Annotated in this window: 17 protein-coding genes; 1 reads left to right on the plus strand and 16 read right to left on the minus strand. The window is 36.1% G+C overall.

The window, feature by feature from the left end; all coding sequences use genetic code 11:
• A partial coding sequence (locus HNQ37_RS05765; protein ID WP_484497073.1) for a Rossmann-fold NAD(P)-binding domain-containing protein occupies positions 1–500 on the minus strand: 500 nt, incomplete at its 3' end.
• Positions 501–1179: 679 nt separating this feature from the next.
• On the opposite strand from HNQ37_RS05765, the gene HNQ37_RS05770 reads away from it, so the two are divergent.
• Positions 1180–2085 carry a helix-turn-helix domain-containing protein gene (locus HNQ37_RS05770; RefSeq protein WP_183540226.1) on the plus strand — a complete coding sequence of 302 codons (906 nt, stop codon included), beginning with the start codon at positions 1180–1182 and terminating at the stop codon, positions 2083–2085.
• Positions 2086–3480: 1395 nt separating this feature from the next.
• On the opposite strand, the gene alsS is transcribed toward HNQ37_RS05770, so the two are convergent.
• From alsS to HNQ37_RS05845, 15 genes are all read right to left on the minus strand, one after another.
• Positions 3481–5139, minus strand: a complete 1659-nt coding sequence (alsS, locus tag HNQ37_RS05775) for an acetolactate synthase AlsS (protein WP_183540228.1) — start codon at positions 5137–5139, stop codon at positions 3481–3483.
• A gap of 176 nt (positions 5140–5315) precedes the next feature.
• Positions 5316–6236 carry a bifunctional DNA-formamidopyrimidine glycosylase/DNA-(apurinic or apyrimidinic site) lyase gene (gene mutM / locus HNQ37_RS05780; protein WP_183540230.1) on the minus strand — a complete coding sequence of 307 codons (921 nt, stop codon included), beginning with the start codon at positions 6234–6236 and terminating at the stop codon, positions 5316–5318.
• A gap of 124 nt (positions 6237–6360) precedes the next feature.
• A complete protein-coding gene (leuS, locus tag HNQ37_RS05785) occupies positions 6361–8847 on the minus strand; it encodes a leucine--tRNA ligase (RefSeq protein WP_183540233.1) in 2487 nt (828 codons plus the stop codon).
• A gap of 85 nt (positions 8848–8932) precedes the next feature.
• The gene (locus HNQ37_RS05790; RefSeq protein ID WP_183540235.1) at positions 8933–9901 is read right to left on the minus strand and encodes a ribose-phosphate diphosphokinase; all 969 of its coding nucleotides are present in this window, start codon (positions 9899–9901) and stop codon (positions 8933–8935) included.
• Positions 9902–10300: 399 nt separating this feature from the next.
• Positions 10301–12751 carry a YhgE/Pip domain-containing protein gene (locus HNQ37_RS05795; protein ID WP_183540236.1) on the minus strand — a complete coding sequence of 817 codons (2451 nt, stop codon included), beginning with the start codon at positions 12749–12751 and terminating at the stop codon, positions 10301–10303.
• A gap of 24 nt (positions 12752–12775) precedes the next feature.
• Positions 12776–13249 carry an RrF2 family transcriptional regulator gene (locus HNQ37_RS05800; RefSeq protein ID WP_183540238.1) on the minus strand — a complete coding sequence of 158 codons (474 nt, stop codon included), beginning with the start codon at positions 13247–13249 and terminating at the stop codon, positions 12776–12778.
• 545 nt (positions 13250–13794) lie between these two features.
• Positions 13795–14910, minus strand: coding sequence for a signal recognition particle-docking protein FtsY (ftsY, locus tag HNQ37_RS05805; RefSeq protein ID WP_183540240.1), 1116 nt, complete (start codon positions 14908–14910; stop codon positions 13795–13797).
• Positions 14911–14933: 23 nt separating this feature from the next.
• Positions 14934–15746 carry a Cof-type HAD-IIB family hydrolase gene (locus HNQ37_RS05810; RefSeq protein ID WP_183540242.1) on the minus strand — a complete coding sequence of 271 codons (813 nt, stop codon included), beginning with the start codon at positions 15744–15746 and terminating at the stop codon, positions 14934–14936.
• Between the two features lie 62 nt (positions 15747–15808).
• Positions 15809–17344, minus strand: coding sequence for an SseB family protein (locus tag HNQ37_RS05815; RefSeq protein WP_183540244.1), 1536 nt, complete (start codon positions 17342–17344; stop codon positions 15809–15811).
• Between the two features lie 109 nt (positions 17345–17453).
• Positions 17454–18107 carry a M15 family metallopeptidase gene (locus tag HNQ37_RS05820; RefSeq protein ID WP_246415612.1) on the minus strand — a complete coding sequence of 218 codons (654 nt, stop codon included), beginning with the start codon at positions 18105–18107 and terminating at the stop codon, positions 17454–17456.
• 188 nt (positions 18108–18295) lie between these two features.
• Positions 18296–19369, minus strand: a complete 1074-nt coding sequence (locus tag HNQ37_RS05825) for a zinc ribbon domain-containing protein (protein WP_183540248.1) — start codon at positions 19367–19369, stop codon at positions 18296–18298.
• 447 nt (positions 19370–19816) lie between these two features.
• Positions 19817–21130, minus strand: a complete 1314-nt coding sequence (gene der, locus HNQ37_RS05830) for a ribosome biogenesis GTPase Der (RefSeq protein ID WP_183540250.1) — start codon at positions 21128–21130, stop codon at positions 19817–19819.
• A 106-nt stretch (positions 21131–21236) separates the two neighbouring features.
• Positions 21237–21962: a nitroreductase family protein gene (locus HNQ37_RS05835; protein WP_183540252.1), complete on the minus strand. Its 726-nt coding sequence runs from the start codon at positions 21960–21962 to the stop codon at positions 21237–21239.
• Positions 21955–22842, minus strand: a complete 888-nt coding sequence (gene dnaI, locus HNQ37_RS05840; protein WP_183540254.1) for a primosomal protein DnaI — start codon at positions 22840–22842, stop codon at positions 21955–21957. Before dnaI ends, HNQ37_RS05835 begins: the two co-directional genes overlap by 8 nt.
• Before the next feature lie 10 nt (positions 22843–22852).
• Positions 22853–23998 carry a DnaD domain protein gene (locus HNQ37_RS05845; protein WP_183540256.1) on the minus strand — a complete coding sequence of 382 codons (1146 nt, stop codon included), beginning with the start codon at positions 23996–23998 and terminating at the stop codon, positions 22853–22855.
• Between the last annotated feature and the right edge of the window lie 21 nt (positions 23999–24019).

The following is a 24019-nucleotide window of genomic DNA, read 5'->3' on the forward strand; positions in this document are numbered from 1 at the left end:
AAGTACATCTTGGATCTCATAAGCTCAGGATGGGCTTTAAAATATAAACAAAAATTCAGTTTTGAAGATTTACAGCCAATTATTTGACACTTACCCTCTTCTATCTTATTCGCTCCATATTCTGAATGAGTGTATAATGGAGAAGTAATCGGTTTATCGCATATAATATCCAGTCCCATATCCAAGCAGTAATTTAAATACACCAAATGACTTCTTGGCTCAGTAGAAATAATTGCTTTTTCTATGTTATAAGCATTAATAACACTCGATAAAATTTGTCGCTGTTCTCTCGTCAAGCGTTCTGAGTTCCTACACCTCGCATCAAAAAGTATAAGCTCGTAATCAATACGAGTATGTTCCAATATATCACGTAACTCATTTTCTCTATTTTTTAAATCAACTACTACTAGTTTTCCAAAATTTTGTTGTTGTGAGACATATTTAAGATAGATTCTTTTGGCATGAGGACCCAAACCAAATAAAATTGTATTAATTTTCATCATATTCCTTCTAACTACATAGATTGTTTATATAAATTCCTTTTCAAAAGATATCGTAGATTACCACGGACTACCAACAGCATTTATATCAGTAAAAAGATAAACTACCCACTTGGCATACTTAAAGGGTAGCTTTTCACCAAAAAATAATGTCGAATTGCTCTTATTCTATCAAGACAACTTTATCCCACATTGATCATTCACTCAAAAAATCAAAATAATATTTTCTTCATTATTTTTTACAGTCATCTCAGTTATAATGGGTGCTGGGTGTAACCCATACCACCCTTTTATCTAGATAAAAGAAAAATAAAATTTTATTTTTAAATATTTAAAGGGTATAACTGATTCAAGAAATGCTACCAAGTAATGACTGGATAAGTTAGTATAATAACAGCTACCAAAACTAAAAATTTCAAAAATCTGTATTTCTTCCTAGCCTCTCCTCTCAATATTTACATTGCAGTTGCAATCTTCAAATATTTTATACTGCTAAATTGTTTTGCTTAATATTATTTTAAATTGGATTTGCAAGATGAGCTATTTATTGAAAGGTATTTTTTTAATGAATACGAAACATACTTAACTATAAAAAAATCCTCTCTAGTTTTGATATAATTGAGGATATGAATGTTTTTTATTAAATTTTCACTTAAATAATACGAAAGAAGAAAGCGATTTGGTTACGAATAATTCGAAATATTCAACAGATGAATTAGCTATCGGCATTGTCTTTAAGTATCTGCGGGAGTCAAAAGGACTCTCACAAAAAGAAGCTGCCGGAGCTGAAATTTCTGTATCGCATCTATCCAATTTTGAAAACGGGCATGTAATTATTGCTACTCATCACTTTATTTCCTTACTAAATAACATCGCTGTGGATATGTTTGAATTCCAAAACGCTTATAATCAATATCTTGGTTCCAAGGATAATCTCCTGTTTAATGTCAGAATTTCCAACGCCGTAATGGAAGGTAACACTGTCCAACTTGAACTCCTTTCTAAACAAGTAGAACAATCTCTATTAGACAATCCAGATAATAAAAAATTAAAACTTGATAATATCCGTATGAAATCTGTTCTCTACTTTGTAGATTCCTCCTATTTCATTACCAAACAGGAGTTGAATTTTCTTATTGATTATCTATTTAACTTAAAAGAATGGGGACTCTACGATATTCGCCTCTTAGGGCAATGTGCTCAATTCATTGATGTTATTAAACTTATTGACTTAACAAATCGGATGACCGCCCCTATGCAAATAAATAAAGAGCTCCACCAAATCCAACTTGCAACTGTACAATGCGTATTAAATATTATCAATGTATTCGTTGACCAGAAAATATTTGAACCAGCAAGGCGGCTAATCAAGTACCTTGAAGACAGTGAAATTCATGAATATTTTATGTTTGAGAAGCTCACACTCATTTATAACCGTGCAAATTATTCATACCAAAAAGGTGATGAGCAGGCCTCTGAAGTTATGGTAAAATGTCTTGAAATTCTCAAGTTTTGTGATTGTGCTAAAACCGCTACTCAAGTATCTAAAGAATTACATGATTTGGGAATAGAATTTCCAAAATAAAGGGCAGGCTGCACCAATATAATGTAACCTGCCTTTTATTTATAATATGTAGCGCACCAAATCTGGATACTCCAATTTTCAAACCAGAATGAGTGTCACCTGATTTAATACCTTGACCTATTTTTACTTGAATTGTGTTTTCCGTTGTGATTTTGTATAAGAGAACTTTAGAAATTATCCAGTATCAAGGTCTGTCAGCCTTAGATGCTAATACTATCATTTACAACTACTTATTTGACATTATTCCAATAGGTTTGATTGTGAAATCTGAATAATCTGAGATTTGAATGTAAATTGGAGTTTCCTCCACTTCAACTTCTGATACCTATATTTTCAAATTTATTTTATAAAATAAAAATGAGGGCACTCAACGTTAACAGCCTCTATCCAGTAACCATAAACCTCTCACTAGTTTCATTTCATGTCAGCAATGGGCAAATGGGCAGTAAGTATTGATAACATATAATTGAAATATACAGGATAATCAACTAGTATATTGGTGACCACAGACTTATTCTCTTTTATAGAACTCTTAACGCTTAATTTATACACTTTGAAAGAAGATATTGTCTCTGCAATCCTTTGAGAAAGTATAAGATCTGAAAACCTAATTCGTAAGCCCAAATTTCTTTTTTACTAAAAAGACCATATCTTAATTTTTCCCCAAAATAATTAAAAATTCCCTTAAAGCCAGTATTCCCTAGAAAAAGATCAAAAACAAGATCTGTGATTGCATTCATCACTATAATCGCTGAATAGCCAAATCCATTGTCACAAATATCTATAATATCTTCAAGGGCTAACTTCCATTGTTTATCATTTCTCTTCTTATTATCTTATTATCTTATCTTTTATACTAACATTATTCCAATTGCAGTATTCCAAAATATCATAATAACTTTCTCTCTTGATCCATTTTATTGCAATCTTGGTGAGTTCATCCTGTTGGATAATTTTTTTTGTATTATTTTCAGAATAAACAATAAGTTGTGACTAGTTAAGCTTATCATCTCCAACTCATTTTTTGATGAATTAAGCAATTCAGAGTTTGACACAACCCATTCTCTTAATTTCTCAGCTTGAAAGACTCCTAGTTGTGCTTTACTAAAAGCTGAAATATTTTTTTCAGAAACACTTGATTTCACATAGTTTTGTATTATTCTAAATAAATTTGCTAACTCAGGCTTCTCTTCATCACTTGCTAGATAGTAGCCTAGAGTTTGGCTAAGTGTTGACTTAATATCATACTCCTTATCAAAAGAAAGTAACTGAAGATCAAGAATATAATTTTCTATAATTTCACCTTGTTTATTTCACAAGAAAAGTCCCTGAACACTAAAGCATTCAGAGACTTTTTCATATGTTTTTGTTGTTTTACAAGCTAGCTTATCGTTATCAATAAAATTCATCTGGCAAGAGCGTCTCACCAAGTTTGATATTGTCTGAATAATCAACAGGTACATTAATGATAACTGGACCAGTTGCGTCTGGGATACTTTCAAGAATTGATTTAAGCTCCTCTTTGCTTTTAGCATCGTAGCCTTTTGCTCCCATAGACTCAGCATATTTCGCAAAATCAACTGGGCCAAAGTCAACCCCAGCACTTCGTCCGTACTTCATTTCTTCTTGGAACTTAACCATGTCATAGTGACCGTCATTCCAAATTACATGGATAATTGGTAAATTCTTACGAACTGCTACTTCAAGCTCTGACGCGGTGAATAGGAAACCACCATCACCGGAATTTGAGTAAACTTTCTTGCCTGGTCGAACTAAAGCAGCACCAATGGCCCAAGGAAGTGACACACCAAGGGTCTGCATTCCATTTGAGAAAAGAAGATGGCGAGGCTCGTAGCTCTTGAAGTAACGCGCCATCCAAATATAAAGCGAACCAACATCAACAGTAACTGTTTCATCGTCTTTAACAATATCTTGCAAAGTTTCAACAATATCAAGTGGGTGAACACGGTCTGCAGTTTTACTGGACTTTTCACCACGGGTTGCAAGGATGTCACGTAATCCAGTTAAGTATTCTGCGGACCCAGCAGGCAATTTATAACCATGAATAGCTGGTAGCAAATTTCCGAGAGTAGCTGCAATATCCCCAATCAACTCACGTTCTGGTTGGAAATAAGTATCAATTTCAGATTCAGCATTATCAATAACGATTACACGACTATCAATTTCTGCGTTCCAGTTACGAGCTTCATATTCAATTGGATCATAACCAATCGTAATAACAAGATCAGCACGCTTCAAAAGCATATCTCCAGGCTGATTACGGAATAGACCGACACGTCCAAAGAAAGTTTGAACGAGGTCACGTGAAATTACCCCTGCACCTTGAAAAGTTTCAACCACTGGAATTTCAACTACTGCCAAGAGCTCACGAAGGACCTTTGCAACCTTGGCATCTGACCCACCAGCACCAACAAGGATAACTGGAAGAACCGCTGATCGAATGGCTTGTGAAAGGTAAGTAATATCATCAACTGAGGCGTTACCAAATTTTGGGGCTGACAGAGGCTTGATGGCTCTGACAGTACCAACGTTTGAGTCTGTAACATCCTGAGGAACAGAAATAAAACTTGCGCCACCTTTACCTGATTTCGCAATACGGTAGGCATTGGCAATTGTTTCTGAAAGGACACTGGCATCTTCGACTTCAACTGCAAATTTAGTAACAGGCTTCAAAAGACCAACATTATCCATAGATTGGTGAGCTCGTTTCAATCGATCAGCACGTTTCACTTGCCCACCAATAGCAAGAATAGGATCTCCTTCGGCTGTAGCCGTTAAAAGACCAGTGGCAAGATTTGACACACCAGGGCCTGAAGTTACAAGCACTACCCCGGGTTCACCAGTAATACGTCCCACACCTTGAGCCATAAAAGTAGCCCCCTGCTCATGGCGAGTAATAATGAGTTCAGGTCCTTTATCATTGAGGGTATCGAAAACACGGTCGATTTTTGCACCTGGAATCCCAAATATGAACTTTACATCATGATTGATTAATGAATCGACAATAAGATCTGCTCCGAATTGATCTACCATTTTTAATAAAACCTTTCTTATACTTGCTCGCTGACTTTTTTAGGTCAAGAGTGCTTAAAGCTGTTTCAATATTCGACATTTAAAGCCTTAACAACTATTACACCAATTCTAACAAAAAATTAAACTGGTAGTGCATCATCAATTTGTGAATTATTTAACTTCATTTATCAATAATTTTATTTCATTTTTTGGCACTTTGGACATATGTGTGTTCCACGACCAGCAACCCTTATTTTAATAATCTCAGTACCACAACGTGGGCAAGGCTGACCTTCTCGACGGAAGACATTAGCGAAAAGTTCAAGGTAATTTCCTCGGCTACCATCCGCATTAACAAAGGTCTGCATAGTAGAACCTCCAGATTCAATCGATCGTGTCATCGATGATTTGGCTTCTCTAAGAAGTTTTCTTAATTCTCGGTCGTTCAAGTTTTTGACCAAAGTCGCTGGGTGAATCTTTGCTCCCCAGAGACCTTCATCAGCATAGATGTTTCCAATTCCAGCAATGACTTTTTGGTCAAGAATGACCGCCTTTATTGATGAATTCCCATGGTGCCTTGCTCGACCAATGAATTCTTTATAAGTGGATTCTTTAATTTTATCTGGAATAGGGTTTTGGCTAAAGTCAACGATTTCTGGCCCGAGCTCATTAAGAAATTTTACTTCCATTACTTGAGGCGTTGACAATAATTTTATCCAACCAAATTTTCTTTGGTCATTGAAAAATAGTTTTGAATGATCTTCAAATTCAAATTCAACTCGGGTTGACTTGTTTGGTAATTCCATTAACCAGTCCCCTGTTGGATGTCCAGCTGCAAAATTTCCTTCATCAATTATTTCAGAACCAGAATGGCGATAAATCACTTGACCTGTCATTTTGAGATGAAATAGCAAAGTATATTCATTCTCCAATTCTATTATCAAGACTTTTGCTCGCCGCTTTACATCTTTGATAATAGAACCATCAAGCCAAGCTCTGTTATTTGAGCCTACTAAAAAGCTTTTGTTTTCATAGACTTTAACGTTTTTAATTTTCTGCTCAATTAATCGCTTGGCAAGACCACGACGAATGGTTTCAACTTCAGGTAATTCTGGCATTTTCACCTCTTTTCATTAATTGTATAAAATTATTTGGGCAAAAAAATAGTATAAACTCACTAAATTCTGAAGAATTTAGTGAGCCAATTTCAATAACATTTTAATAATTTTTTTGAAAGAAAAACTAAGCAGGTTTGATAACAATATTGACCAGTTTGTTTGGTACCGCAATAATTTTGGCAATGTCTCCATCAACTTCAACCGCTGCTCTGCCCACTTCTGCTAGCTCAGCCTGGGGTAGGTCTTTTGAAACCATGATCTTCTTACGAAGTTTTCCATTCACTTGAACAACTATTTCAATTTCATCTTCAATCAAAGCAGATTCATCAAATATTGGCCAGGCTACAAATGAGATTCCTGCCTCATTAGTAAGTTTGAACCAAAGCTCTTCTGCAATGTGTGGCGCAAATGGAGCAAGAAGTTGAACAAATCCTTTTGCGTATTCAACTGGCAAATTTTCAACTTTATTTGCTGCATTTACAAAGATCATCAATTGTGAGATAGCTGTATTAAAGAGCATATTGTCTAAGCGCTCAGTCACATTCTTGACTGTTTCGTTATATATTTTGGCCAATTTACCATCATTTTCGACAATAATTTTTTCAGAGTCAATTAGGCGAACGACTCGATCAAGAAACTTTCGAGCCCCCTCAAGTCCTTCTTCTGACCAAGCAATTGATGCATCAAGTGGTCCCATGAACATTTCATAAACACGAAGTGTATCTGCGCCATAAGTTGCAACTACATCATCAGGGTTTACAACGTTCTTAAGTGATTTGGACATCTTAGCAGGACCTTGTTCAAGTTCTTCTCCATTTTCAATGCTGAAGAATTTTCCTTCACGTTTTTCAACTTTATCCGTCGCAACAAGAGCACCACGGTGATCACGATAACTGGTGCCCAAGATCATCCCTTGATTGTACAATTTTTGGAAAGGTTCCTTTGTAGGAACGACTCCAAGATCATAGAGAAACTTATGCCAAAAACGAGCATAAAGTAGGTGTAGGACTGCGTGTTCGGCACCTCCAATATAAATGTCAACTGGCAGCCATTGTTTAGCTAAATCAGGATCAATTAAGGCCTGGTCATTATTTGGGTCAATATAACGGAGGTAATACCAAGAGGAACCCGCCCATTGTGGCATAGTATTGGTCTCACGTCGCCCTTTTATACCATCTTCCCGAGTTACAGTCAACCATTCTTTCAGATTTGCGAGTGGTGACTCACCTGTCCCAGAAGGCTTAATGTCTGTGGTAACTGGTAAGACAAGTGGAAGTTCAGATTCTGGAACAGCTGTACTTGTGCCATCTTCCCAATGAATAATTGGAATTGGTTCCCCCCAGTAACGTTGGCGACTGAAGAGCCAATCACGCAATTTATACGTAATTTTTTTCTGACCTACTTTATTTTCTTCAAGCCAAGCAAGCTCTTTTTCAATCGCTTCAGCCTTATTTAAACCATTAAGAAATTTCGAATTAATATGAAGACCATCTTCAGTAAAAGCTGCCTCTTCTACGTTCCCGCCCTCGAGTACAGGAATGATTTCAAGGTCAAATTTTTTTGCAAAAGCCCAGTCACGTTCATCATGGGCTGGAACAGCCATAATAGCTCCGTGGCCGTAGCTAGCTAGTACATAATCAGAAATCCAAATTGGAATTTCTTTACCATTAACTGGGTTGATCGCATAAGCACCTGTCCAAACACCAGTTTTATCTTTCGCAAGATCAGTCCGGTTAAGATCAGATTTCAGAGATGCTTGTTTTTGATAGTCCGCTACTGCCACCGCTTGCTCAGAACTAGTAATAGCAGTTACTAAAGCATGCTCTGGTGAAAGAACTGCATATGTCGCACCAAACAAGGTGTCAGGGCGAGTTGTAAAGATAGTGAACTCTTGGTCAGAGTCTGCAACTTTAAACTTTACATCAGCACCGACCGACTTACCAATCCAGTTTCTTTGCATTTCTTTGACAGATTCTGGCCAATCAAGTTCATTTAAATCTTCAATCAAACGATCCGCATAAGCCGTTATTTTAAGAATCCATTGGCGCATAGGCTTACGCACAACAGAATAGCCTCCACGTTCAGAGGTCCCATCTGGCAAGACTTCTTCATTTGAAATAGTTGTCCCTAACTCTTCTACCCAGTTCACTGGGACTTCAGCTTCATATGCTAAGCCTTTTTCATAGAGTTTTGTAAAAATCCATTGGGTCCATTTGTAAAATTTTGGGTCTGTAGTATTAACTTCACGATCCCAATCATAGGAAAATCCAAGTGAATTAATTTGACGTTTGAAGTTTTCAATATTTTCAGCTGTAAATTTTGCTGGATCATGTCCAGTTGACATTGCATATTGTTCTGCGGGTAAACCGAAAGCATCCCAACCCATTGGATGGAGAACATTATAACCTTGAGCACGCTTATAGCGACTTAAGATATCTGTCGCCGTGTAGCCCTCTGGATGACCAACATGAAGCCCTGCGCCTGACGGATAGGGGAACATATCAAGTGCGTAAAACTTAGGGGTTTCTGGATCAGTTTTAGTCTTGAAAGTCTGATTTTCTGACCAAAATTTTTGCCATTTTGCTTCTATTTCTTGGTGATTGTATTCCATAAAATTTTCCTATAAATGATAGAAAAGCGGCTTTTCACCGCTTTTAAATTCGTATATCCTAAAAATATATTGGTTTGTCTTATCCTTAATAAACAGATGATTTCGGCGCATTGAACAATGGAGACAAAGGACGATTCTCATGTGTACGAATAATTGCCTCTCCCAAAAGATTAGCTATAGAAATCTGAATAATTTTAGGTGATTTCTGTGCCTCAGATCGTTGAATTGTATCAAGAACAACTAACTCTTTGATAGCAGAATCGTTAATACGGTCAATCGCTGGGCCTGATAAAACCGCATGAGTGCATGAAGCGTAAACTTCTGTTGCACCAAGTCCCCGTAAGGCATTGGCCGCCAAACATATCGTGCCAGCTGTATCGATCATGTCATCAATTAGAATGCATTTTTTTCCATTGACATCACCTATAATATTCATAATTTCAGCCACATTAGCCTTTGGACGACGTTTATCAATAATGGCGATTTTTGTTTTTAAAAAGTCAGCCAACTTACGTGCACGTGTAACACCGCCATGGTCAGGTGAAACCACAACCACACCGTCTCCTGAGAGTCCTTGACGTTCAAAATAATCTGCAATCAAAGGTGCTCCGACTAAGTGGTCCACTGGAACTTCAAAGAAACCTTGAATTTGAGAAGCATGAAGATCAACAGTAATGACCCGTGTCACCCCTGATATTGAAATCATATTTGCCACTAATTTGGAGGTAATTGGCTCACGAGCTTTTGCCTTACGATCCTGACGTGCATAACCATAATATGGTAAAACTAAACTGATAGTACGAGCAGATGCACGTTTTAATGCGTCCACCATAATCAAAACTTCCATCAAGTTATCGTTGACGGGATTACTTGTCGACTGAATCAAATAAATGTCTCTCCCACGAACCGATTCTTCAACCGTAATTTGAAGTTCACCATCCGCAAAAGTTTCGATAGAAACTTTACCAAGAGGTAAGCCTATTTCTGTAGCAACTCGTTCCGCCAATTCGAGGTTAGAACTGAGCGAAAATATCATTAAATCTGAATAAGACATCAGGCCTCAACTTTCTTAATTTTATTTTATCGTGAAATCAGCGATTTTTCAAGTCAAATCTGCCAATTCATAGATCAGCATTAGTCATCTGTTAATTATAGCAGACTTGGTAACCCAACACCACATGAAGTGAAGATATAAAGACTAAAGTAATACAAAATCTTTTTATTAAATATTTCGATAATTCTTGATTAAATGGCTTATAAAAATTTTTTAATTTTTAAGATGATGAAAATACAATCTATTTTAGATTTATAAGCTATAAGGCAAATAAAAAAACATGCCTTTGTGAAAAAGTCTTGTTTTTATGAAATACCCACCTTAATAGTTATTAGTCATCTTACAAAGTTTTATTCTATTGCTCTGATGTAGAAGACTAGCTTACACATGGGACATTTCTTACCAAAGAGTGTATTTTTCGTGATTATTTAGATAATCATCATCCAATAATTTTTGCGTATTGTGTAATTGAGAATAACCTACAAGTCCTTTTCGGAATAAGAATTCCATCGAAAGTCGCAACAGTATGAGCAAACCGATAGTCACAATTATCAATATGAGTAAAGAATGGAAATACAATGAATTTCCTAAACCAGTAGAAATAGATTGACGTAAACCATAAATTGCATAAGTCATTGGCATAAATGGGTGGAGAACATTATAGAATTGACTTATGATTTGCATTGGAAAGACCCCGCCAGATGATCCTAACTGCAAGACAAGGAGAATCACTGCAATAAAACGACCGGGATTATCAAACGTCATTGCCAATAGCATAATGAGAAACATACTGCTCCAAGCGGTTACTAGTAATATACCATAGAATTGAAGTTGATTTTGAACACCCAAACCAATCCATTGCATAACCGTACCAATGATTAAAGCCATGGCAGTTGCAACTATTCCGCCAATAGTGATTTTACTTAAATACCATTTACCAGCTGAAGCATTTTTGCGATCCGCTATTTTTCTTATAGGATAAACAAAGTTGAAAACAAGGCAGCCCACAAATAATGAAACGCTCATAAAATATGGTGCTAAAGCGTGTCCGTAATTAGGAACACTACTGTATTTCGTTTGAGTCGTTTTATCTGGATTAGCGATCATTTTAGCATTATTGGTTCCCAATGAAATTTTTCCAATCTTACTGGAGGCATCATTAAGCTTGATGGAAAGTTCAGAAGCACCATTATTAACTTGTGTTGCTCCGTCTTGAAGTTTTGTAATTCCTGATGTTAGCGAAGGAATCTCACCTTTCAATGTAGTCAGGCCACTTGACAATTGCTTAGATCCATTATTAAGCATGCCAGATTGATTATTTAGCTGATTGGCTCCCGAAGAGAGTCCAAAGCTTCCGCTTGATAAACTTGAAATACCCGCGGTTAATGATGGAAGTTCACTGTTTAGGCTGTCTAATCCCATGGATAAGCTGGTTGCTCCGGGGCCTGCTTCTGTTTTGATTTTATAAAGTCCGTTCACAGCTTGAGTTAAGCCATCTGAAGCTTCTGCCGTTTTACCCGCCAATAAACTTGTTCCAGACTTAAGATTACTTAGACTTGATGATAGAGAAGACAGGTCAAGTGTTTGCAACTGAGCCTCTACGTTTTCAAGTGTTTGGCTTACACTCACAAGATTTGTGCTTGCTGTGGAAAGATTTTGGCTAACCAAGGCAATCACTTTACTATTTTGAGTGTTATCACTTAATGCGCTGGCAACAGCCTCTTGCTGTTCTGAAGTCAAATTAACATTGTTTTTAGCCAGTTCAGAAATAACCGCAGTGGCATTCGATTGAACATCGACGCTAACCGCATTCTGTAAGCCATTTTGAATACCAGCTAAAGACGTTCCAACATTTGTTAAATTCGTAGAAACTTCTCCAAAAGTTTCTGGCAGTTGACCTAACCCCGATAATTGAGATAAATCTATGGTTGATAAAGAATCATTTACTTCATTCAAGTAAGTTTGCACTCCATTGATGTAAGTTAGAAGTTGATTTTTATCATCTGAAGACAAATTAATTTGATTTAAATTTTTAGCAAGCGTCGATGCACCCGTATTTAATTTTTGGACTCCGGTGCTGAGCTCGGGAAGTTGGCTAGCAAGTTGAGAGAGTCCGCCGCTTAACTGATTTCCACCATTGGCAATTTGAGAAACAGCCGAGGTATACTGCTCGATCCCGCTAGTTAAGCTCTCAGAACCTGTCGCTAATTGATTGACACCACTTGAAAGTGATGGCACGCTTTCCCCAAGCTTATTGACTCCCAAACTAACTTGTTGTGTTCCATTACTCAGCTTACTTGAACCAGATGCGGCCGTTTTTATACCTTGGGACATTTCATTTACAGTGGAAAGAATAGCACTAGCATAAGATTCTGTAACTTTCTCTCCCACTTGTGATTTTAATTGTTTAATAGCATTGTCACTTACCACTTCGCCAAGATAATTGACACCAGCATTGGTTTCATACTTTAGATTCATCTTTTTAGGCTTAGGATTTAAAACAGTGGCAGCATTCTCAGAAAAATTCTGAGGGATGGTAACAACCATATAATATTTTCTATTTTTTAATCCCTTTTCCGCTTTATCTTGACTGACAAAAGTCCATTTCAAATCTTTATTATTCTTTAAATTACTAACGAGATCGTTTCCAACATCCAGGCTCTTTCCTTCAAAATTGGTTGATTTGTCAAGATTAACCACTGCGACAGGCAATTTATCCATATTCCCATAAGGATCCCAAATAGACTTTAGAAAAACACTTGCATAAAGAATTGGGATAATTGAAACAACAATCACCGTCAGTAGCAATAGCTTATTTTGCCAAATTTTCTTAAACTCTTTTCTTATCAAAAGATTACTTTTCCTTCCCTATTATTAAATTTCATTCCAATCAACGAAAGTCATTTGACTTCCTTGTAATGATTCATGAATAATTTCTGCGATTGAAGTCTTAGATAGTGAGCTTCGCCAAAGCGCATCCGCTGAAGAAAAGACATGGTGAACAATGTCATTGGCAACTACCAAATTAGAAAGCCCATTTGAATTTGCAAATGCGTGATGAAGCAACTGTGAATCAGGAAAAGTCACTACCTTACCTTCAATAGCTTCTACCACGTCCAAACAAGTAATTTTTCTAGAAGAACGAGACAAGCAAAAGCCTCCTCTTAGTCCCGAAACGGAAGTGACTAAGCCAGCGACAACTAATCTTCTAATTATTTTTTGCGTATACGTAGGTGAACTTCCTAGGCGGTGATAAAAGCTTGCTGATGACACAGGAATATCTGGAAGCTGTGTCGTTAACATTGCCATCACACATACTCCTTGTTCAAATGCTTTAGTTAGTCTCATATTTACCTCTTCAGACTTCAAGATGAGGATATTTAACATCCATTAAAGACTTATTTTATCCACAATACATTCTATATAATTTAATGAAAAAAAGCAAGTGATAAAGTTTTTCCACTTCTTCGTTTAACGGATTTTAAAGTTTATGAAACTATTTATTGATTTTATGTTATTCTGCAACGAAACTTGTGCTAAGATCAAAGTAATAAAAAATTTTAAAATGATAAAAATCTCTTTGGATCTATAAGTTATGAGACAGCTAAAAACAAGACTTGTCGTAAAGTCTTGTTTTTAGGGAACACTCACTTTTGCTAGTTGTTAATTTTCCTATACTATTCTATTCTACTGCTCTGATACAGTAGATCAGTTAAGAAAGAGAGCTTTTATTGAAAACTTTGATAATTCTTTGGTTATATAGCCTATTGTGATTTAAAAAGCTTGATATCTTATAAATAGAGACTTCCTTAGGAAACCTCTATTTTACTGTAGCAATAAACCTCTGGTTTGTTTATTATATTATTACTTTGTTGAATTATCGGGTGTAGCCATTAAACTAAACCTTTGAAAAGACCACGGACAAAAAATTCTTCATCGAAGTCAGCTAAATCATCAATTTTTTCACCTAAACCTACAAGCTTAATTGGAATCTTAAGAGATTGAATGATTGAAAGTACAATTCCTCCCTTAGCTGATCCATCCAATTTTGTTAAAACGATACCAGAAATAGGAGTCACTTTTGAAAATTCGCGCGCCTGACTCACAGCATTTTGACCTGTTGAAGCGTCAAGTACGAGTAGGGTCTCGTGTGGTGCCTCTGGAAGTTCTCGTTGTATGATTTTCCGAATCTTAGCTAACTCAGCCATCAAATTGTCTTTATTTTGCAGACGACCTGCTGTATCTATAAGGAGCACATCAAAACCCTCATTTTTGGCACGCTGCATAGCATCAAATACAACTGATGCAGGATCTCCTCCATCTCGGCCCGTTACAGTTTCTAAACCTGAACGTTTAGCCCATTCAACTAATTGATTAGTGGCGCCAGCACGGAATGTATCCCCGGCAGCCAATAAAACCTTTTTTCCTTGTGCTTTAAAGCGAGCGGAAAGTTTTCCAATTGTTGTTGTTTTCCCTGCCCCATTAACTCCTACAAATAGGATAACGCTCAATCCTACTTTTTTAAGCTTCAGCTCTTTTACAAGATTTTCTTGATCAATTGTGTCTACTAGCTTTTCGATTATTAAGTTGCGAAGTTGATCAGTATTCTTTGCATTTACCAGTCTTGCCTCTTGACGAAGTTCTTCAGAAATCTTCATTGCAAGATCTGCTCCTACATCTGACATAATTAACGTTTCTTCTAAGTCTTCAAAGAACGCTTCGTCTACACTGCGAAAATTTGCTAAGAATGCATTAAAACGAGCACCAAAAGACTTATTTGTTTTTTCGAGCGTTTTTTCATATTTTTTTTCTATAATTTCTTCTGAAAGAAGAGAATTCACATTTTCAGATATTTCAACCTTTTCCTCAAAATTAGTGCCTTTCTGAACAGGTTCGGATTCCTTTTCTGTTGGCGACTGCTTAACATCTTCGTCTTTAGCCAAGGTTTTATCTAGTCCTTCTAATTCGACACCCTTTTTTTTCCCAAAAATTCGATCAAAAAGTCCCATTTTCAATCCTCCCTTTTTTAAAATTATTCATTCAGCACATATTTATAGATTGCATGAGCAACAGCATCTTCATCATTACTATAAGCAGAAATCTGATCAGCTGCCACACGAGCCTTGTCTTTTGAGTTAGCTGGTGCAATTCCGAGGCCTACCCAGGAAAGCATTGGAGCATCATTATCCTCGTCCCCCATAGCCAAGACTTGATCCGATTTTAACCCAAGCTCCTTGCACAGCTTCTCCAGACCTGTCCCTTTATTCACCCCTTTAGGCATAAATTCCAGCAAAATGTCTCGAGTTCTAAAAATATCGTAAAAATCAGAGAATTCATCTTCAAACTTTTTTGAAAGAGAATCGATAACTTCACACTTAGCTGAAATAATTACTTTGTTAAAATCAGCATTTTTAGGTACTTCCGAGAACTTAACCTTATGAAACGTCAGCGTGTTATTTACATAAGTCAAAAGTGTCTTAACAGCTGTTTCAACGGTATAACAGATATCTCCTGAGACTATATCAATAGGCAAGCCCTGTGACTCTGCTACACCTGCAATTTTTTTAACCTCTTCATAACTCAATAAAGTTTGTGAAATCAGAATTCCATCATTTCTCTGAATTATTCCCCCATTATTAGCAATGGTATATTCTTTATTTCCAAATAGTTCTAATGTTGAAAGATATTCCAATAGGGAAACCAAGGGACGACCCGTATCAAAAACCACTTTTACTCCTTGAGCACGTGCTTTTTGAATAGCTTCAATATTTTTCTTTGAAATTTTCTTCTTTGAATTTAATAAGGTCCCATCTAGATCTAGGGCAATTAACTTGATATTTGACATAGTCAAATTATAACAAAAAATCCGAATTGACGGATTTTTCTCTTAGATTTTATATTTAATTTTTACTTAATCACAAAAGAAGTTTTCAACTTCAATATCTGACGAGCAATAACTACATCTTTTTCAGAAACAAAATTAATTATCAATTGAGTTTCATCTTCAGAAATTTCAATGTTATTAATCTTGAATTTCTTCAAAATAGTCAAAATTGCAATTAAGCTATCCTTTCCATGATCAATTTCGACTAAAAGTTTTGTACCTTCTTCAATCTCTGGAATTTTTACTTCTTGTGACTTGAAAGCTTCAGGCTTCAAGAATATAGCTTGTGAAAATGGATTGACTTGAACCATCTCTAGATTCAAATTATCTGACAAGTAATCGTTAAATTGTTTTGAATTTGCAACCTCAAATTCATCAAAAGCCTCAAGAAAAAGATCTGGAATTTGGCTTATGTCCGTAAAACTTGATAGCTCTGAAATTTTACCATTTTGAGGTAAAGTATAAATAATTGGATGTGACTTTAGAAAATTGAGCACGGCTGTATCAGAATAGTTTTCAAGAACTTCTTTTGAAACACCTACATCATAAAGCAAGAATTCAGGTTTTTCCAATTCACTTGCTTGAGGAGCCTCTTTGGTAAGAGTGACAAATTCTTCAGGTAATTTGGTATCTACATAATCAAAAGTATCAACTAAAAGGTAGATTTTTCCATCTAAGTTGTCCTTTGCAATATAGAATTTTTCAATTCCAGCAATTGAATAGTCTAGAACTGCACGGATTAAATTTTGTGAAACTCTAGTAACTGTCTCGAAGTTTTCCATTTGATTTCCTTTTTCTACATACTCTTTTTGAGGTAAAACTTGTACTGAATTAATAACTTCAGCTTCTACTCGGTTAGAAATTGAAAGTTCTTCAATTTCCGGTCTCACATCATTATTTTCTCCACTGCTAGAATCAATCAATTGTGATTCAGTAATTGATTCTGAAATCTCATTTTCTTCAATAGATTTTGGTTCTAGCTGTTCACTTCCATTTACAGAATTTTCGAATTCAAGTTTAGTTGCGATAAGTCCGTTGTCATTAACTCTAAAGATTTTAGTCTCATCGCCAAAAGTTTCTTTTTCACTGTCATTTTGACTATCATATGATGGCTTTTCTAAATCTTTTTCAAAATCGAGTTTGGTTGTTCCTTTTTTTAACTCATCTAAACTCTCAGCATCATCAGGGATCAAAATCTCCTCTCTTTTGATAAGTAAATTGTCACTTGCAGGATTGATGATTAAATAAGAAATATAGGGCATCTCATCCAACAAATCACGAATGTCATGGGAAGTCACCTCGACATACTCATCAATTTTTTCATCCTTCACTTCTTTTGAGTTGGTGTAAAGTTGTAAGAAACTTTGACCTTGCTCATTAGTATATACAATCAGACCTTCTTTTTCGCTGAGCAAAATTACCTTATTAGTCTCAAGCCAATGAATCAGGTCAGAAGTGTTTTCATAGTTAGAAGGAGCGACTTTTACCTTATGTGCCTTACGGCTAGCATGAGCGCCTTCATAGTCATCACTATCCTTAAAAAAATCAAATAATCCCATAGATTTCTTCCTCTCAATTGTTTAAATTATCTATTATTTATTATTTTTTGTCAATAAACCTTAGTTTACAAATTACTTACATTTTTGACTATTTTTGTAAAATCTCAATTCATTTTGACAACTTATCAAGAAATTCCTCTAAAGTCAGATGGTTATCAGTGATGTATTTCGCATTTGCTTCACCAACATAACGGAAATGCCAATCTTCATATTCTATTCCAGTTGATTTTTGACCCCAAGTTGGAAACCTCAAAATAAAACCATACCTTGGGGCAATTGCTGCAATTTGACTTGCAACATTTGGATCTTCTTGATTAAGTGAATCTACAGTCGACATGTCCATGGCAAGCCCAGTTTCATGTTCAGAAGATTCTGAAGGCTGTGAGTAGGTCATTACCTCACTTGTTGCTTGTGCTTCTGTCCAGCTAGGATTCTCTGTCATAGTCTGCTGAACATAACTGCTAAATAAATGACTTTGGTATTCTACTGACCGATATCCTGAGATGAGATGGACTTTTGGATCCACTGCTTTAGCTGCTGTAAAAAAATCTTCAACATTCTTCTGGATCCTCGCATCCATTTGGATATTTCCAATGTTCACAAGTTTAGGATTCATTTCTGACTTCTTATTATTCAGATTAACTAAGACCAATTGCCAGTCTGATTTGGAATCAGTCTGTAAGACAGACTGAGCATCACCCGAATTATTACTTGTGTCGCTTGATAAACTGGATGGGACAGTTGAATTTGATATTTGAACCATTTTACTTTCGCTCTTTGGAAAAAGGTTATTCTTAAATACCCAGAAAAGAAAAATAATTGACAAAAAGAGCATTATCACTAAAATGATAACGCACTTATTTTTATTTCTTTCTTTCCATCTTCTTTTTACCTGCATAAATACTTTTTACGTCCTATTTATTAAAATAACGCCTATTTAGATAAAGTCTTTTAGTAACCCAGACCCCCACGCATACTTGGAACTATATCATGAATGAATGAAAGAGCAATTGCCGCAAAAATAAGGACAATAATTAGAAAGATTATAAAAGCGATCGCACACATAGCTAAAACAAACCATGGATATCGATCAATCTTATTCTCTGGAATAGCCGTAATTTCACGATAAATCCCCATCAGAAACATACCTGAACCAGCCATGCTTGCAAACACAATGAGTGCATATATTACTAAACCAAAGAATCCAAATCCTAAAATAGAGCTGACATTCCCTGAATAAGATGGCGATAGCGTCACAATTTCTCCTGAAGAATTAGTAATCGTCGAAGTAATTGCTGAGTGGTCAGTCAGACGAGCCAGTATACTAAAAATAATGACAAGAAGCGAAATTGGTACAAACAAAATTTCAGCTTGAATTCCTATTTTAAAGATGTCAATGAATTTGAACTGACTCTTCATAATATTGTTTGATAAAATACCAAAAAGCCATACAAACAAAAATGTGAACCCAATTCCAAGAACAACAAATATAAAGAAAACAAGAAAACTTCCAAGCAAAATGGCAAAACCAAATGATAACAATGCAAGTATAATCCCGAAAGCAACCCACATGTTGTTAGTGGACATGTCCTCTTTCTTTGATGTTACAGGATGAAGAAGGACATTTTTAAGCCAAAACCAGTATTTTTTTGCACTATTTTGTAAACCTTTTGCATTGATAATATTTTTTTCATTTCCCAAAGTTTGACTGTTTCCACCTTGAGGGGCACCACAATTGGTGCAAAAATTTGCATCAAGTTCAAGCTCGCTACCACAGTTAGAACAGAATTTTTTTCCAGAATTATTTGCACTCTCCTTAGAAACTTTGTCAGAACTTGTGGTTTTTTCTAATTCCGTTTGCTCTCCATTAATATCTGATACTTCAACCCAGTCATCAGTTCCTGCAATAATCTCTTTATCAACTCTATAAAAGTCACCCGACTCTAGAGCCCTAGTAATTTCCTCTTCGGAAGGCTCATGCCCATTGGTGAGTATAAAATTTTCAATCCATTCTTCCCTTGTCATGATGTCTCCTTTATATGAATTTACTATTTTAACTGTTCAAAACAGTTTAGTGCCCACGACTTGTTTTTAGCTAAGTGTTCAAAAGTAAACCAAATAACTGTGATATTCTAGAATCTGTATAAACCAAAATTATATACTTGAAAATACTTATGATAGATCTATTTTAACGGTTTCTTCGAGATATTGCAAAGTATCGGCTGAATATTTTGATTTCTTTAAGTTGAACTTAAGATATAATTATTTACCAGATTTTATTTTTCACAGCGTAATTTTTCCTTTTTAGTTTGCATTTTTAGGATAACTGAAAGAAAATATTTGATATTAAGATACCTAGTAATGTTTTCTAACAACATTTTAAGCTTAAATTATTTTAGATTTTCAAACCATAAATAAAACAACTAAAACCTAACAAAAATCCCGTGATAAAACAATCACGAGAAATTCAAGTTATTTTCTTCTTCTCACTAGAATTTTGATTGGCGTTCCCTCAAAAACGAAAGCTTTTCGTATTTGATTTTCTAAGAACCTAACATAACTGAAGTGCATCAGTTCTACTTCATTAACAAATACCACAAACGTAGGTGGTTTGATCGAAACTTGTGTTCCATAATAAATACGAAGACGTTTACCCTTATCAGAAGGCGTTGGGTTAGTTGCAATAGCGTCCATCAAGACTTCATTTAAGACTGAACTACCAATGCGGTTATTCTGAGCTTTATGAATAGCTTTGATCTTCTCTGGAATTTGTACCAAACGTTGCTTAGTTAAAGCCGAAACATAGACAATTGGTGAATAATCAAGAAATTGGAATTGATGACGCATATCTTCTTCCCATTTTTTCATTGTCTTATCATCTTTTTCAAGAGTATCCCATTTATTTACAACAAGTAGGATTCCTTTCCCAGCATCATGAGCAAAACCAGCAATATGTTTATCGTAATCGTGAATACCTTCTTCAGCATTGACTACTAAACATACGATATCAGAACGATCAATTGCACGCATGGCACGGAGAACGGAATACTTTTCAGTTGTCTCATAAACCTTACCGGACTTGCGAATTCCGGCTGTATCAATCATTAAAAATTCTTGACCATCATTGTCAACAAATCTAGTATCAACAGCATCACGAGTTGTTCCTGCAATAGGGCTAGCAATTACGCGTTCTTCACCAAGCATGGCATTAATAAGTGAACTCTTGCCAACGTTAGGGCGACCGATAAAACTAAATTTAATGAGATCAGGGTTTTCTTTAGTCTCAGCATTTTCCGGGAAAGCCGCAATAATGGCATCTAGCAAGTCACCAGTACCAATACCGTGAACAGCTGAAATTGGATAGGGATCGCCTAGCCCCAGACTATAGAAATCAAAGATATCTAATCGACGTTCTGGGTTGTCAGTTTTATTAACTGCAAGAATCACCGGCTTATTTGACCGATAAAGAAGTTGTGCCACATCTTGATCTGCATCGGTCATTCCCGTTTCACCATCAACCACAAAAACAATGACATCTGCTTCATTCATAGCAATTTCAGCTTGTGCACGAATTTGCGTCATGAATGGAACATCTGTCATTTCTATTCCACCAGTATCAATCAAGGCGAAATCGCGAGTCAACCAGTTGGATGTTGCATAGATGCGGTCGCGGGTAATGCCAGGGGTATCTTCTACAATTGAAAGACGCTCTCCGGCGATACGGTTAAATATTGTTGATTTTCCGACGTTGGGTCTTCCAACTATTGCAACAGTAGGTAATACCATTTATTGTCGCCTCCTTTTTTAATGATATCTGAGTTTGCTCAAATATAACACTTTTGATAAATTCTTGGATTTATACTGTTTATTTACAAACTATTTTGTAATTTTTTTATAAGAGTTTCTTTGCTTTAAGGTTTTCGGTTGAGCTTCTCTCTTCTGGTTTACCCCATTGTTCAACAATGCGTGAAGACCAACTTGATCCTAAACGCCGAGTCCCTGCATAATCACTCTGGACTTCGTCGTAAGCTCTAATAACTGATTCATCTTGCTCAACATATTTTTCATTGAAGACCATCGTCTCATATGGCAAACGTGGCTTAACTGGATTGATCTTTGCCGGGACACCGAGAGCAATACCAAATAATGGATATGTATAATCAGGGAGACCTAAGATATCAGATATTTCAACTGATTTTTCACGAAGGAGTCCCATCATAACACCACCAAAGCCATCCGCCTCAGCTGCCAATAATACATTTTCCGCAGCTAATGCTGCATCAATAGATGAAATCAAAATAGATTCAACACCAGCCGGTTGAAAGTCACCACCGTTTAATTTAACTGCTTTTTCTGCACGATTCATGTCACCAACAAAAACAATGAAATGTGAGCATGACATCACTGCCTTTGTTGAAATAGAGTTATGTGCTTCGTAGATAGCATTTTTAGTTTCGATTGATTTTACGATAATAACACTATATGACTGAAAATTTTTCCAATTTCCTGCTGCTCGACCTGCCTCAATAAATTCTCGAATCTTTTTATCCGGTATGACTTCATCAGTGAACTTGCGAACTGAGCTATGTGCCTTCATAATTTCTATGATATTAGCCATGACGTCTATTTTCTCCTTCTAAATGTATTTCATCAGACAAGAACTTGATTCTTTCCATCACGCGTTTGGCCGACCAAGTGTCAACTCCTTGACTTGTCTTTGACAAACGTTCTTCTAGATTTTGCATTGAGTGATTCGATGTAAAAAAAGTTGGTAAGACATTATCCATACGATACTGCAATAAAACTTGCAAAACATTATCACGAGACCAAACTGAGTTGATCTCCCCCCCTATGTCATCAATAACCAAAAGATCAGCTGTCTTAACCTCGTCAAGTTGTTCACTTGCTGCAAAATTTGGTTGAGAGATGAAGGTTGGAAAATGAATCATCTGACTTTTTACGCCTTGCTCGGCCAAGGAATTAACCATTGCTGCGAGCAGAAATGACTTACCAATCCCAAAATCACCATAAAGATAGACGCCTTTAGCGTGGCTATGATCTTCCTGAGCGATAAAAGATTGGATATTCATGATGGCTTTCATGCGTCCTTTATCACGATTTGCAATCTGATCATATACATCACGTTTCCAAGAGGCTTGCTTCAATTTTTGAGGAAGACCTACCATACTCACGCGCTGGCTGATATCTCTTAGCAAACGACGCTTTAGCAAAATTTCTGTCTCACGATAAGTAACTTCAATAAGGCCATCCTCAAGGACCAAAACGGGTAAGTAATTCGATTCCGAGATGTTAAATTTTTCTGTTTCTTTAACAAATTCATTGAGTTTCGAAAGGCCTTGATCAATTTGGTTTTGGGTTAACTGATTCTTCAAAATGAAATCAGCAACTTCATAATTCATTAAGATTTTGTTTTTTAATCGGGCCAGCTCAATCTGATTGCTAGGTCGATTACCTAATACATCCGAAATTGATTTCATCTTAAACCTCTCAATTACTATTTTGTAGGGCATCTAGTTGCTTTTTGAATTCTGCAACTTCATCATCTGAAGCAACTTCATGGTAATTAGGGTTAGACCAAACTGGTTCAGGAATAACATTCTCCCTTTTAGAAAAAGTCACTTTTTTACTTGTCGAACTTTCTTCATCAAAGTTATTAATCCGCTCAATCGCCAATTCAGCGTTTACCACCTTCTTACGCATCCAGTCATTAGCAATGCGGTTAACAAAAGTTGGTCGCAAACTAGCATTTCCTTGTTGAATCAGGGCATAGTGAATTAAAATATTTTGAACTTCTGAGCTAATGTTCTGCTTACTAAAGTTGGAAAGAAGCTTTAATTCTGATGCATCTACAAACCCGCCAACTTGACGCTTGATTTGTGTTAAAAACTCTTCTGGTTCCATCGCCTTAGCTACACGGATAAGGTCTGAAAAAGCCTCATCTACTTTAGGAAGTGGCTGTTTACTTGCAACATGTCGTTGCAGCATTGCATCAGTATTTATCGTGTGATCTACGTTGGCTGTTTCTTCTGCTAACTTGAAAAGAGCATACCAGTCTAAGCCAAATTTTTCGGCAATTGAAAATAACTGAATGATGTCCGTTGATTTATTGGTAAAATGAAGCCCTCTATCTGACATCATTTTCTCAAAGGTTTCAAGATCAAGCAGATCAGTACTAATTTTTTCAGAAGACTCGTCAAGGCCTTCAGCTAAAGAAGGATCAAAAACTTCTGAAAATTTCTTTGTGATATCCAATCCTTCGGGCTGCAAGGTCATAAAGTTCTTGACTTTGTTTTCACCTATTTTTGAAATTAATAATTGCTTAAACAACTGGTCGGATAGGAAGTCTTCAAACGACTTTGGACTCCTTAAAAGAATTTGAAAATATTTAGGTTGCTCATATATCTTAACCAACGACAAGGCGGATAACTTATCCAAAGACCCCTCAAGTCTCGCTTGGCCAATGTTTAAATATTCTAAAAGGTTGGAGAATTTACCATCTGGAAGTGAACGTAAGAGTCCATATAGAGTAAAAGCAGTTTTTCCTAAAATAGGCAAATAAAGCTCTGCGAATGTAGATTCATCAAAGCTTGTCTTCCCTTTATTTAAAATTGAATATCTGTCCCCTGGTTTCAAGTCGATTCCTTTTACTTCAAT

This window comes from Lactovum miscens (assembly GCF_014202895.1).
Lineage (GTDB): Bacteria > Bacillota > Bacilli > Lactobacillales > Streptococcaceae > Lactovum > Lactovum miscens.

What these genes read in the sequence shown, in the direction of transcription:
- alsS (WP_183540228.1), bottom strand. Translation starts at nt 5,139, where the DNA reads ATGGTAGATCAATTCGGAGCAGATCTTATTGTCGATTCATTAATCAAT.
- mutM (WP_183540230.1), bottom strand. Translation starts at nt 6,236, where the DNA reads ATGCCAGAATTACCTGAAGTTGAAACCATTCGTCGTGGTCTTGCCAAG.
- leuS (WP_183540233.1), bottom strand. Translation starts at nt 8,847, where the DNA reads ATGGAATACAATCACCAAGAAATAGAAGCAAAATGGCAAAAATTTTGG.
- HNQ37_RS05790 (WP_183540235.1), bottom strand. Translation starts at nt 9,901, where the DNA reads ATGTCTTATTCAGATTTAATGATATTTTCGCTCAGTTCTAACCTCGAA.
- HNQ37_RS05800 (WP_183540238.1), bottom strand. Translation starts at nt 13,249, where the DNA reads ATGAGACTAACTAAAGCATTTGAACAAGGAGTATGTGTGATGGCAATG.
- ftsY (WP_183540240.1), bottom strand. Translation starts at nt 14,910, where the DNA reads ATGGGACTTTTTGATCGAATTTTTGGGAAAAAAAAGGGTGTCGAATTA.
- HNQ37_RS05810 (WP_183540242.1), bottom strand. Translation starts at nt 15,746, where the DNA reads ATGTCAAATATCAAGTTAATTGCCCTAGATCTAGATGGGACCTTATTA.
- HNQ37_RS05815 (WP_183540244.1), bottom strand. Translation starts at nt 17,344, where the DNA reads ATGGGATTATTTGATTTTTTTAAGGATAGTGATGACTATGAAGGCGCT.
- HNQ37_RS05820 (WP_246415612.1), bottom strand. Translation starts at nt 18,107, where the DNA reads ATGGTTCAAATATCAAATTCAACTGTCCCATCCAGTTTATCAAGCGAC.
- HNQ37_RS05825 (WP_183540248.1), bottom strand. Translation starts at nt 19,369, where the DNA reads ATGACAAGGGAAGAATGGATTGAAAATTTTATACTCACCAATGGGCAT.
- der (WP_183540250.1), bottom strand. Translation starts at nt 21,130, where the DNA reads ATGGTATTACCTACTGTTGCAATAGTTGGAAGACCCAACGTCGGAAAA.
- HNQ37_RS05835 (WP_183540252.1), bottom strand. Translation starts at nt 21,962, where the DNA reads ATGGCTAATATCATAGAAATTATGAAGGCACATAGCTCAGTTCGCAAG.
- dnaI (WP_183540254.1), bottom strand. Translation starts at nt 22,842, where the DNA reads ATGAAATCAATTTCGGATGTATTAGGTAATCGACCTAGCAATCAGATT.